The organism is Roseixanthobacter finlandensis (genome assembly GCF_043195105.2).
GTDB lineage: Bacteria > Pseudomonadota > Alphaproteobacteria > Rhizobiales > Xanthobacteraceae > NCEH01.
The window spans coordinates 4,337,532-4,350,000 of record NZ_CM195536.1 but is presented as its reverse complement, the minus strand read 5'-3'; the positions used below and the strand labels follow the sequence as shown (position 1 = coordinate 4,350,000).

Here is a 12,469-nt window from a genome sequence, read left to right as displayed (position 1 = left end):
AGCGGAAACTTGCCACATATTTCGCCACGCGTCTTCCCCGGCCCGCCTGGGGCTTTCCGAAGAGAAAGGTGGCAGCGCCAGAGCTGATTTTTGCGCATCAGATTGAAATTATTCCAATTAAATAAGAAACTCATTGTTTAAAACACGTCTAAATACAATGTTTCCCAGATGGATTGAAGTTAATATTCGATCTGACCTAAAAGAGGCGAAGAGAGTCCTGGATTGTGATTTTCTTAGGGCGGATTTTTAGGAGTTCTGAAGATGGGTTCGGCGGGGAACTGGGGATATGTTCGCGCGTCCAAGCGTTCGGATACTAAGCGCCTAGCGCTGACCGGATCTTGGGGCGTCACGATGGGCGTGGCGACGGCTTTCGGCGGCCCCGCTTTGGCGCAGCAAGCAGCCACAAACACCGAAGTCGAACTGCCCACGGTTCAGGTTCAAGACAATACGGGCGGCTTTGTCGCTTCCACCACCGGCGTGGCGCGGCTTCCGGTGCCGATCTTCGACATGGCGCAGCAGGTGAATGTGGTCACCGAAGAGGTGATCCGCCAGCAGAACGTGACGACCCTCGATCAGGCGCTGCGCAACATTTCGGGCATCACCTTTTCCGCCGGAGAGGGCGGCCAGCAGGGCGACAATCCCATCATCCGGGGCTTCTCCTCGCGCGGCGACATCTTCCGGGACGGCATCCGCGATACCGGCTGGTACACGCGCGACATGTTCAATATCGACGCGGTCGAGGTGTTCATGGGGCCGTCCTCATTCGCCTTCGGGCGCGGATCGACGGGCGGCGCCATCAATATGGTCTCCAAGCTGCCAAAGGATGCGACCTTCGTGGAAGGCGACGTCACCGGCTATACCAGCCAGGGCTGGCGCACCACCCTCGACGCGAACGGCAAGTATAATGACAACATCTATGCGCGCATCAATTTGATGGCGCAGGACATCGACACTGCCGACCGCGACAATGTCAATGCCACACGCTGGGGCATCGCCCCGTCGGTGACGGTGAATCTGTCCGACCGCACGACCATGACGGCGTCTTATTATTATCAATATGAAGACGGCGTGCCGGATTATGGCGTGCCCTATCTGACAGCCCCCACCACCAGCACCTCGCCCGCTAATTTCGGCGCCAGGGTCGGCGGCTATTACGGCAATGGCCAGCCCACGACGCCGGTTCCGGTCAACCGCAGCAATTGGTACGGCATCACCAACGGCCCGCTGCCGGATCGCGTGACCACCAACACCAATGTCGCTACCTTGCAGTTCGAGCATGAGCTGAACGATTGGGTGACGTTGTCCAACGGCACGCGCTACACCAGCAATGACCGCCTCGCGCGCGTAACCGCGCCGCGCAGCCTTGGGACGTCCTCCAACACAGCCTTTACGTCCCCGCTGGCGGCGCAATATTACAATTATCCGGTTTCGCTGATGACCATTGGAAGGCAGCGCTTCCAGACCGAGACCAACAACACCAATCTAACCAACATCACGGACATGGTGGCGAAGTTCAAGACCGGCATCTTCGAGCACACCTTGAATGCAGGTCTTGAAATCGCGCATGAAACGCGCAATCAAACGCGCTACAATCTGTGCAGCCCGACCAATGTGGGGTGCCGGACCAGCCTTGCGAATCCGCTCAACGTCTCGCTGAACGGCGGCGTTGCTGGCTACACCAGCTTCATTCCCACCACCAATGATACCGACATGACAAATGTTGGTATATATGCCGGCGATCAGGTCAAGATCGGCAAATATTGGCAGGTGATGGCGACGGGGCGCTGGGACAATGCCAATACCGAATATAATTCTTCGGCCAATGGGATCGCCGCGACGCCGCTGAACAATAGTGAGAGCCTGTTCAATTATCGCGTCGGCGCCATCTTCAGCCCGATCGAGACCGTGAACATCTATGTGACCTACGGCACGTCCTCCAATCCGTCTTCGGAATATGGCGTGCTCGACACCGGCACGGTGACCCTCGCGCCGGAAACCAACACGACGCTTGAAGGCGGTGTGAAGGCGCAGGTTCTCGATGGCCGGGTGATCCTCACGGCCTCGGCCTTCCAGACCATGAAGACCAACACCCGCGTGCCCACCGATCCCACCGCCGGCCTCCCGCCCACGGTGCTCGGTGGCGAGCAGGAAGTGCAGGGCTTTTCGCTCAGCGCCGGCGGCGCCATCACCGACAAGTGGAACCTGACGGCGAGCTACACCTATCTTCAGTCCGAGATCCTCAGCGTCGGCCCCGGCACGCTGGCGAACCAGACGCAGGTCGGCAAGCAACTGCCCAACACGCCGCCCAACTCCTTCTCCATGTGGACCAGCTACAACATCACGCCGCAATTCATCGTGGGCGGCGGCGCGACCTATAATGACGACACCTTCGCCAATACGACCAATACGGTCTATGTGCCGTCCTATTGGGCCTTCGATGCCATGGCGAGCTATCAGTTCACCAAGAACTTCCAGCTCCAGCTGAACGTCTACAACATCACCGACGAGCTGTATTACGCTCAATATTATGGCGGCCATGCCGTGCCGGCCGCCGGCCGCTATGCCGCCCTCACCGCGCGGGCGACCTTCTGACCTGAGGTCGCCTCCGCAGCACCCGCACCGCCCGGTGACCTCCGGCGGTGCGGGTCTTTTATTGCCGCCTGCCGAGGATGCCGGCCATGATGATCCATATTCCCAACGTCCTTTCGCCGGAACAGGTGGCGCGCTGCCGGGCGGTGATGGATCAAGCCGCCTGGGCCGACGGGCGCGCCACCGCCGGGTTCCAGTCGAGCGCGGTGAAGCGCAATCTGCAATTGCCGGACGGCAGCCGCGAGGCGGCGGAGCTGGGCGCCATGGTGCAGGCGGCGCTGGAGCGTTCGCCGCTCTTCATGTCGGCGGTGCTGCCGAAGCAGATCATGCCGCCCATGTTCAACCGCTATGACGCCGGCATGACCTTCGGCTCCCACGTGGACAATGCCATTCGCGCGGTCCGCGGCACCGGCATGGCCATGCGCACGGATGTGTCCACCACGCTCTTCCTCTCCGACCCGGACGAATATGACGGCGGCGAATTGGTGGTGGAGGATACCTATGGCGCCCATGAGGTGAAATTGCCGGCGGGCGATGCCATCATCTATCCCGCGACCTCCCTGCATCATGTCACGCCGATCACGCGCGGCTCGCGCATCGGCTCGTTCTTCTGGACGCAAAGCCTGATCCGGGATGTGGGGCACCGCGCGCTGCTGTTCGACATGGATATGGCGATCATCCGCCTGAACCAGGATCATCCTGGCCATCCCTCGGCGGTGCAGCTCACCGGCGTCTATCACAATCTGCTGCGCCAATGGGCGGAGGTCTGAGGGGCGTCCTCGGCGAAGGTGCACCGCCGGAAAAAGGCCCCCACGCGGATGCTCGGAAATCCCCGGGCGCTTGGCGCGAATGTCGCTTGGCGCTGCCCCTTCCTGTTGACCTTGCCCGGCCTTTTCCGTGAGATGCGGGCGAGCTTGCGGCGGGGGCGGACATGAACGGGGAGAGGCAGAGCATTCTGCGGGAGACCAGGGGCGCGCACCACCGCGTCACCTTCGCGGAGCTGTTCTTCGATCTGGTGTTCGTATTCGCGGTGACCCAGCTCTCCCACACTTTGCTGCATCATCTCGATCCCATGGGCGCCCTGCAGGTGGTGTTCCTGTTCCTTGCGGTCTGGTGGGCCTGGATCGACACCGCCTGGGTGACCAATTGGATCGACCCGGACAAAGCCCCCGTGCGCCTCATGCTGCTGGTGCTGATGCTGGCGGGGCTGGTGATGTCCATGTCGCTGCCGGGGGCATTCGGCGGGCTTGGGCTGGCGTTCGCCTGCGCCTATGCGCTGCTCCAGTGCGGCCGCTCGGCCTATATGGTCTATGCACTGCGCGCCGAGGCCCCCGCGCTGCGGCGCAATTTCCAGCGCATGCTGTGCTGGCACCTGCTGATCGGCGCCTTCTGGATCGCCGGCGGCCTGTCCGACGGCACGGCCCGCCTCACATTGTGGGCCATCGCCCTGGCGCTTGAGAATTTGGCGCCCTCCCTCGGCTTCCATGTGCCCGGCCTTGGCAAGTCGCGCACCACGGAATGGACCGTGGAGGGCGGCCACATGGCGGAGCGGTGCGCTTTGTTCGTCATCATCGCGCTCGGCGAATCCATCCTGGTGACGGGCGCCACCTTCGCCGAACTGGAATGGAGCGCCCTCAATATCGGCGCCTTCCTGGTGGCGTTTCTCGGCACTGTCGCCATGTGGTGGATCTATTTCGACACCGGCGCCGAGCGCGGCAGCGCGCGGATCACCAATTCGGATGATCCCGGCCGGCAGGCACGCCTTGCCTATACCTATCTGCACATGCTGATCGTGGCCGGCATTATCCTGTGCGCGGTGTCCGACGAGGTGCTGCTCGCCCATCCTGGCGACACCCCCGGCGCACCGGCCGCCGCCGCCATCGTCGGCGGCCCGGCGCTCTATCTGCTGGGTGTCGGCCTGTTCAAATGGCCGCTGCTGCGGCGGTTTCCGCTGTCCCATCTGGTCGGGCTCGCGCTTTTGCTGCTGTCCTGCGCGCTCATCCCCTATGCCAGCGCGCTGCTGCTCGCCGCGAGCGCGACGGTGGCGCTGTTCGCCGTGGCAGTGTGGGAAAACATTGCTTTGCGAAAGATCGGCGTGATCCCCGCGCGGTGAAATTGGGTCCGTAAACTCGTTGATTTCACCGGGGGGTGGGCGCATATATCGAAAAATCAAATCGTTTGAAATTCCGGCCGGCGGTCCGTGCCGCGCCGGAGGGTCGGGAGACGTCGATGTCGGGAAACGAAACAAGGTCGGGAGATCAACCCGAGTTGCACGGGCGCAAGCTGCGGTCTCAATTGTGGTTCGACAATCCCGACAATCCCGGCATGACGGCGCTGTATCTGGAGCGCTATCTCAATTTCGGCCTCACCCGCGCCGAGCTGCAATCGGGCAAGCCGATCATCGGCATCGCCCAGACCGGTTCGGATCTCTCCCCCTGCAACCGCCACCATATCGAGCTGGCCAAGCGGGTGCGCGAGGGCATCGCCGCCATGGGCGGCATTCCGTTCGAATTCCCGGTGCATCCGATCCAGGAAACCGGCAAGCGCCCCACCGCCGCGCTGGATCGCAATCTCGCCTATCTCGGCCTCGTGGAAATCCTCTACGGCTATCCGCTGGACGGCGTGGTGCTCACCACCGGCTGCGACAAGACCACGCCCGCCTGCATCATGGCGGCGGCGACCGTGGACATCCCCGCCATCGTCCTGTCCGGCGGGCCGATGCTCAACGGCTGGTGGAATGGCGAGCGCACCGGCTCCGGCACCGTGGTGTGGAAGGCCCGCGCGCAGCATGCGACGGGTGAAATCGACTACGACACCTTCATGGACATCGTCGCCTCCTCGGCGCCGTCGGTCGGCCATTGCAACACCATGGGCACCGCCTCCACCATGAACGGCCTTGCCGAGGCGCTCGGCATGTCGCTGCCCGGCTGCGCCGCCATTCCCGCGCCTTATCGCGAGCGTGGGCAGATCGCCTATGAGACCGGCAAGCGCATCGTGGACATGGTGTGGGAGGATCTGCGCCCCTCCGCCATCCTCACCCGCGAGGCGTTCGAGAACGCCATTCGCGTGAATTCCGCCATCGGCGGCTCCACCAACGCGCCGATCCACCTCAACGCCATCGCGCGCCATGTGGGCGTGAAGCTGGACGTGGACGATTGGCAGAGCGTCGGCCACAAGATCCCGCTGCTGGTGAACATGCAGCCGGCCGGCGAGTTTCTGGGCGAGGAATTCCACCGCGCGGGCGGCATTCCCGCCGTGGTGGCGGAGCTGATCGCCAAGGGCAAGATCCACGAAGGCGCGCTCACCGTGAACGGGCGCACCATGGGCGAGAATTGCGCGGGCAAATTCTCCTGGGATCGCAGCGTGATCTATGCCTATGACGCGCCGCTGAAGGAAGATGCCGGCTTCATCGTGCTGCGCGGCAATCTGTTCGACAATGCAATCATGAAGACCAGCGTGATCTCGGACGAGTTCCGCGCCCGCTTCCTCTCCAACAATGACGACCCCGATGCGTTCGAGGGGCCGGCCATGGTGTTCGAGGGGCCGGAGGACTACCACCACCGCATCGACGATCCCACCCTCGGCATCGATGAGCACACCTTGCTGTTCATCCGCGGCACCGGGCCCCTGGGCTATCCCGGCGGCGCGGAAGTGGTGAACATGCAGCCGCCGGCCGCGCTCATCAAGAAGGGCATTTCGGCCTTGCCCTGCATCGGCGACGGGCGCCAGTCGGGGACCTCGGGTTCGCCCTCCATCCTCAATGCCAGCCCGGAAGCGGCGGCGGGCGGCGGGCTGTCGATCCTGCGCACCGGCGACCGGGTGCGCATCGACCTGAACAAGGGCACGGCGGATATCCTGCTGCCCGACGCGGAGCTGGCCCAGCGCCGGGCGGAGCTGGAGGCCAAGGGCGGCTTCCCGATCCCCGCCAGCCAGACCCCCTGGCAGGAAATCCAGCGCAGCATGGTGGCCCAGTTCGACGAGGGCATGGTGTTGAAGCCGGCGGTGAAATATCAACGGGTCGCCCAGACCATGGGCGTTCCGCGCGATAATCACTAGCCGTCCCACCTCACTAGGCGTCCGCTATGACAGAGACCGGTATCGCCGGGGGCCAGCCCCTCGGCGCGATCATGGAAGGCGGCCCGGCGGCCCGCCCGGCGCGGGTGCCGCTGCGCGGCCGCCTGGTCCATGTGGTGCCGTTCGATCCAGCGGCCCATGCGGACGCGCTTTACGCCGCATCCCACGGTGCCGGCGACGCGGCGCTGTGGACCTATCTGATATCGGAGGTCCAGCCCGACCCGCAGGCGTTCCGCGCCGCCTATGAGGTCTCGGCGCGGCGCGACGATCCCCTGCTGTTCGCCATTCTCGATGCCGCGAGCGGCGCGGTCCTCGGCCATGCCTCTTATATGCGCATCGAGCCGGCGCACCGGGTGATCGAGGTGGGCAACGTGCTGTTCACGCGCGCGCTCCAGCGCTCGCCCAAGGCGAGCGAGGCCATGTATCTCATGGCGCGCCACGTGTTCGAGGACCTCGGCTATCGCCGCTACGAATGGAAATGCGACGCGCTGAACGCGCCCTCGCGCCGGGCGGCGCTGCGCTTCGGCTTCACGTACGAGGGCATCTTCCGCCAGCATATGATCGTCAAGGGCCGCAGCCGCGACACCGCCTGGTTCGCCATGCTCGATCAGGATTGGCCACGCGCGAAGGCGGCCTTCGAGGCGTGGCTGGCGCCGGAAAATTTCGGCCCCGACGGGCAACAGAAACGCAGGCTGGAGGACATCCGCGCCGCGCTGTAACGCTCCCGCGCCCGCCCGGCGCGAGATGGATGCCGCGAGATCGGCCGGGACTTACGCCAAGAATCAAGACGCGAATCAAGCCAAGAGGAAATGCCATGGGTGGACGTTTGGGCGGCAAGACCTGCCTCGTGACGGCGGCGGGGCAGGGCATTGGGCGGGCGATCGCCGAGGCTTTCCTGGCCGAGGGCGCGCGCGTGATCGCCACCGACCTCGATGCCGCGAAGGTCGCCGACTTCCCGGGCGAGCATCGCGCGCTGAACGTGCTGAGCACGCCCGCCGTGGACGCGCTCGCGGCGGAGGTCGGCCCCATCGACGTGCTCGCCAATTGCGCCGGCTATGTGCACCAGGGCTCGATCCTGGAGACCAGCGAGACGGACTGGGACTTCTCCTTCGACCTCAATGTGAAGTCGATGCATCGCACGCTGAAGGCGTTCCTGCCCGGCATGCTGGCCAATGGCGGCGGCTCGGTGATCAACATTTCTTCCGCCGCCTCCTCCATTCGCGGCGTGCCGAACCGCTATGCCTATGGCGCCACCAAGGCGGCGGTGATCGGGCTGACCAAATCCATCGCGGCGGACTTCATCACCCGGGGCATTCGCGCCAACGCCATCTGCCCCGGCACCATCCAGTCGCCCTCGCTGAACGAGCGCATCGCCGCCGTCTCCGCCGCCACCGGCCGCAGCCTCGACGACGTGCGGGCGGATTTCGTCGGCCGCCAGCCCATGGGCCGGCTCGGCACGGCGGAGGAGATCGGCGCGCTGGCGCTTTATCTCGCCAGCGACGAAAGCGCCTTCACCACCGGGCAGATCCACATTATCGACGGCGGCTGGGCGCTTTAAGCCGGTCGTAGGTCCCGCATGACGGGCGCAGCTTCAGGAGTTTCATCATGCGCATTCTGGTTATCGGCGGCGCCGGCATGGTCGGCCGCAAGCTCATCGAGCGCCTCGCCCGCGACGGCACGCTCGGCGGCAAGCCCATCAGCCATGTGACCGCCCAGGACGTGGTCGCCCCCACCCCGATTCCCGCACCCTTCCCCATCGAGGGGCGGGTGGGCGATCTCGCCGTCCCCGGCGAGGCGGCGGCGCTGGTCGCCGCGCGGCCGGACGTGATTTTCCATCTCGCCGCCATCGTCTCGGGCGAGGCGGAAGCGGATTTCGAGAAGGGCTATCGCATCAATTTCGACGGCAGCCGGGCCTTGTTCGACGCGGTGCGGATGATCGAGGGCTATACGCCGCGCCTGGTCTTCACCTCGTCCATCGCGGTGTTCGGCGCGCCGTTCCCGGAAGCCATCGCCGACGATTTCTTCCTCACCCCGCTCACCTCCTACGGCACGCAGAAGGCCATGGGCGAGTTGCTGCTGGCGGATTATTCGCGGCGCGGCTTCTTTGATGGCGTCGGCATCCGCCTGCCCACCATCTGCGTGCGGCCGGGCAAGCCGAACAAGGCGGCCTCCGGCTTCTTCTCCGGCATCATCCGCGAGCCGCTGTCCGGGCAGGAAGCGGTTCTCCCCGTGTCGGAGGAGGTGCGCCACTGGCACGCCTCGCCGCGCTCCGCCGTGGGCTTCCTGCTGCATGCCGCGACGCTCGATACCGCGCCGCTGGGCGCGCGCCGCAGCCTGACCATGCCGGGCCTGTCGGTGACGGTGGGCGAGCAGATCGCCGCGCTGCGCCGGGTGGCGGGGGATCGGGCGGCATCGCTCATCCGCCGCGCGCCCGATCCGGTGATCGAGCAGATCGTCGCCGGCTGGCCGCGCAATTTCGATCCCGCGCGGGCCGTGTCCCTTGGGTTCAAGGCGGAATCCTCGTTCGACGAGATCATCCGCATTCATATCGAGGACGAATTGGGCGGCCAGATCGCCGCCTGAGGCCCGTTTGATGCCCCGTGCGCGGTCGCCTGGATTTCAGGCGGCCGCCGCGAGTTGCGCGGCGCCGAGCGCGCCGATGGCCGCCCGCAGGTCCGGCAGGAGCCGGCGATAGGCAAGCCGGCGTTCGTGCATGTCGCCGAGCCGCGAGACATCTTCCATCTGCCAGCGATGGTGAAGCCGGTGCTGCGGCCGCAACGCGCTGCGCGCGACGCTGGCGTGGGCGCCGGGAACAAGCGAGATCACCGCGTCGATATGCGGCGCGCCGGGCAAGGTGAAGACCTCCAGCGGCTTGCAGGACAGGCCGTCGGCCGGCACGCCTTCCGCATGCAGGCATTCCACCGCCGCCATGTCCACGCTGGCGTGCGGCGACAGGCCGGCGCTGAAGGCCCGCAAATGCGGCTGGGTGTGGTTCGAAATGGCCTCGGCGAGCAGGCTGAGGCCGGCATTGTCGTGGCAGACGAACAGGATCGAAGGTTTCGGCGCCAGGGCCATTCTTAGTCTCCGTGCAATGCGTCCGGACCCCTCCCAGCCCCGAATCGCAATCCCCACAACCTTAGATAGGTTCTCCGACAGGCCGGTGACGGCGCCGACGCGCGAGCGCAAAGCCTGGGGATTGCGGGTTTTCACCGGCGCGCGCGGCCGCGTTAACCAAATCGAAGGAAACACCAGCGATGCATCGCTTAAGGCCGGAGGGAACACGATTCTGTGAGTGTCCGGGCCTGCCGGCTGATTCGGAGGCTGAAATGGCGAAGAGCGAAGTGACGAGCGCCGAGGTGAGCAAGATCGCTGCCAGGGCCCTGCGCGATCCTGCAAGCGTGACTTCCGAGGAGGTCAAGGCGCTGGCTGCATCCGTGCTGACGCAAACCCCCGACAAGAAGGCGGCGAAACCCGCCGTTGCCGCCAAAGCCCCGGCCGCGAAACCCGCGCCTTCCAAATCCGCTCCTTCCAAGGCCAGCGCTGGCAAGCCCGGTGCGGCAACTTCCACCGCCACGCCTGCGGCTGTGGCTGAGAAGGTGTCGCCGGCCAAGGTATCACCGGCAAAGGCGAAGCCTGTCGCGACCAAGGCGGCATCGCCGGCGGGGACTGCTGCGGAAGCGGCGCCGACCGCCGCACCCGCCAAGATTGCATCCATGAAGACCACGCCAGCCAAGGTCGCGGCTGCCAAGACGGCGGCTGCCAAGACGGCGGTTGCCAAGACGGCGGTTGCGAAGGCTCCGGTCGCCAAGGCCTCGGCGCCGAAGACACCCGTACCGGCCTCCAAGGCCAAGGCGGCCAAGACCAAGGCGGCGCCCGCCAAGACGGTTGACCCCAAGCCCGCCGCCGCTGCGCCCGCAACTCCGCAGACGCCCGTCGCGGCCAAGCCGGTCGCCGCCAAGGCGAGTCCGGTGAAGGCGATTTCGGCCAAGGCTTCCGCGCCCAAGGCTTCCGCGGCCAAGGCTTCCGCGCCCAAGGCTCCGGCAGCGAAGGCAAAGGCGGCGAAGCCCGTCGCTGCGTCCGCGCCTGTGCTGGAGGCGCCGACCGCTCCCGCGCCGGTGATGGTCGTCACACCCAAGGCGTCCAACGCCAAGGCTGCCAAGGCCAAAGCAGTGGCTCCCGAAGCCACTGCTCCCGAGTCCGCCGCGCCCAAGACTACTGTGCCCAAGACCGCCGCTCGCAAGGCCACCGCTCCTCAGACCGCCACGTCGCAATCGGAGGCGCCGAAGGCGGCTGCCGCCGCCCCGGCGAAGTCGGCTCCGGCGAAGGTCAATGGCGCCAAGATGCCGGCGGCGAAAGCCCCGGCGGCCAAGGTCGCCCCCAAGGTGGTTGCGACAAGGGCCGCCGCCCCCAAGGCCGTCGCCCCCAAGGCGGCCGCGCCTAAGTCCAAACCCGCCTCCAAGGCTGCGACGGTGCCCCCCGCTGCCCCCGCCGTGGCGGTGGAAGCGGCCCCCGCCGCCGCGCCGGCTCCCGCTGCGCCCGCGCCCGTGAAGCCCGGTGTCGCCAAGAAGGCTGCCACTCCCAAGGCCGCCACTCCCAAGGCCGCAGCCCCCAAGGCCGCCGCTTCCAAAACTGCCGCTTCCAAGCGTGCTCCGGTCGCGAAGGCGCCCAAGAAGGATTGAGCCGCTGGCCCGCAGGCGCGGGTTTCGGCCGCCGCGTGTGAGCCGCCCTGCGCGGGTCAATTGGCGCGGGTTTTGGCGCTTAAGAAGGTGCGAGGGGCGGGGCGATCCGCCCCTTCGGGCTCCAGCGAGACAATAAAAAACGCGCGGCTCGCACCGCGCGTTTTTTATTGAGCCAATGGCCGGACAGCGGCGCTGCCCGGATGTCGGAGCCTCTTCAGCCCCGTTCGTATCCTGCCAGCGTATCCTGCCAGCCCGTATTCCGGCGCGATTTGCGATGCGGAAGCGCCGTGCGCACCCCTCGAAACCGCGCCAGGATCAGGTTCAGGATCAGATCTGGCGTTCCACCATCATCTTCTTGATTTCGGCGATCGCCTTGGCCGGGTTCAGCCCCTTGGGGCAGGCCTGGGCGCAGTTCATGATGGTGTGGCAGCGATAGAGGCGGAAGGGATCTTCCAGATTGTCCAGGCGCGAGCCGGTGCGCTCGTCGCGGCTGTCGGAGAGCCAGCGATGGGCCTGGAGCAGGGCCGCCGGGCCGAGATAGCGGTCGCCGTTCCACCAATAGCTCGGGCAGGAGGTGGAGCAGCAGGCGCACAGGATGCACTCATAGAGCCCGTCCAGCCGCTCGCGATCGTCCTTGGACTGGCGCCATTCCTTCTCCGGCGCGGCGGTGTCGGTCTGCAGCCAGGGTTCGATGGAGGCATGCTGCGCGTAGAAGCGGGTGAGATCGGGAACGAGATCCTTCACCACTTCCATGTGCGGCAGCGGATAGACCTTCACCACGCCCTTCACCAGCACCTCGTCCATGCCCTTGGTGCAGGCGAGGGTATTGGTGCCGCCGATATTCATGGCGCAGGAGCCGCACACGCCCTCGCGGCAGGAGCGGCGGAAGGTCAGCGTCGGGTCGATCTTGTTCTTGATGTAGATCAGGCCGTCGAGGACCATGGGGCCGCAATCCTCGCGATCGACATAAAACGTGTCGAGGCGCGGGTTGCGTCCGTCGTCCGGGTTCCAGCGATAGATGTGGAATTCCGTGACCTTCTTCGCGCTGGCGGGCTTCGGCCACACCTTGCCCTTGGTGATCTGCGAATTCTTGGGAAGGCTGAGCTCAACCATGGGTCATCCTGCTT

General features: G+C 65.8%; 11 protein-coding genes. 8 read left to right on the top strand and 3 right to left on the bottom strand.

Going from position 1 to position 12,469, the window contains the following annotated elements:
• The first annotated feature begins 351 nt into the window (after positions 1-351).
• The 7 genes from V5G24_RS20365 to denD all read left to right on the top strand — a co-directional run bounded on the left by V5G24_RS20365 (position 352) and on the right by denD (position 9,246).
• The gene (locus tag V5G24_RS20365; protein ID WP_394084860.1) at positions 352-2,592 is read left to right on the top strand and encodes a TonB-dependent receptor; all 2,241 of its coding nucleotides are present in this window, start codon (positions 352-354) and stop codon (positions 2,590-2,592) included.
• Positions 2,593-2,678: 86 nt separating this feature from the next.
• Positions 2,679-3,359 (top strand): Fe2+-dependent dioxygenase, encoded by a 681-nt coding sequence (locus V5G24_RS20360; protein ID WP_394084861.1) that lies wholly within the window; start codon positions 2,679-2,681, stop codon positions 3,357-3,359.
• Between the two features lie 161 nt (positions 3,360-3,520).
• Entirely contained in the window at positions 3,521-4,702 is a 1,182-nt protein-coding gene (locus V5G24_RS20355) for a low temperature requirement protein A (RefSeq protein ID WP_394084862.1), read from the top strand.
• Between the two features lie 116 nt (positions 4,703-4,818).
• The gene (locus tag V5G24_RS20350; protein ID WP_394084863.1) at positions 4,819-6,645 is read left to right on the top strand and encodes an IlvD/Edd family dehydratase; all 1,827 of its coding nucleotides are present in this window, start codon (positions 4,819-4,821) and stop codon (positions 6,643-6,645) included.
• A gap of 26 nt (positions 6,646-6,671) precedes the next feature.
• Positions 6,672-7,382, top strand: coding sequence for a GNAT family N-acetyltransferase (locus V5G24_RS20345; protein WP_394084864.1), 711 nt, complete (start codon positions 6,672-6,674; stop codon positions 7,380-7,382).
• A gap of 95 nt (positions 7,383-7,477) precedes the next feature.
• Complete coding sequence (locus V5G24_RS20340) at positions 7,478-8,221, top strand: SDR family oxidoreductase (protein ID WP_394084865.1); 744 nt, start codon at positions 7,478-7,480, stop codon at positions 8,219-8,221.
• 47 nt (positions 8,222-8,268) lie between these two features.
• The gene (gene denD, locus V5G24_RS20335) at positions 8,269-9,246 is read left to right on the top strand and encodes a D-erythronate dehydrogenase (RefSeq protein ID WP_394084866.1); all 978 of its coding nucleotides are present in this window, start codon (positions 8,269-8,271) and stop codon (positions 9,244-9,246) included.
• Positions 9,247-9,282: 36 nt separating this feature from the next.
• Here denD and V5G24_RS20330 read toward each other — a convergent pair whose 3' ends face one another.
• Both V5G24_RS20330 and V5G24_RS20325 read right to left on the bottom strand, forming a co-directional pair.
• On the bottom strand, positions 9,283-9,738 hold the full coding sequence (locus V5G24_RS20330) for an arsenate-mycothiol transferase ArsC (RefSeq protein ID WP_394084867.1): 456 nt from the start codon (positions 9,736-9,738) through the stop codon (positions 9,283-9,285).
• Between the two features lie 61 nt (positions 9,739-9,799).
• On the bottom strand, positions 9,800-10,378 hold the full coding sequence (locus V5G24_RS20325) for a hypothetical protein (protein ID WP_394084868.1): 579 nt from the start codon (positions 10,376-10,378) through the stop codon (positions 9,800-9,802).
• On the opposite strand from V5G24_RS20325, the gene V5G24_RS20320 reads away from it, so the two are divergent.
• Positions 10,377-11,342: a hypothetical protein gene (locus tag V5G24_RS20320; protein ID WP_394084869.1), complete on the top strand. Its 966-nt coding sequence runs from the start codon at positions 10,377-10,379 to the stop codon at positions 11,340-11,342. The two genes, V5G24_RS20325 and V5G24_RS20320, sit on opposite strands and share 2 nt — an antisense overlap.
• 327 nt (positions 11,343-11,669) lie before the next feature.
• Here the strand turns inward: V5G24_RS20320 and V5G24_RS20315 are convergent, their stop codons facing one another.
• On the bottom strand, positions 11,670-12,455 hold the full coding sequence (locus tag V5G24_RS20315; RefSeq protein ID WP_394041763.1) for a succinate dehydrogenase iron-sulfur subunit: 786 nt from the start codon (positions 12,453-12,455) through the stop codon (positions 11,670-11,672).
• Positions 12,456-12,469 lie beyond the last annotated feature (14 nt).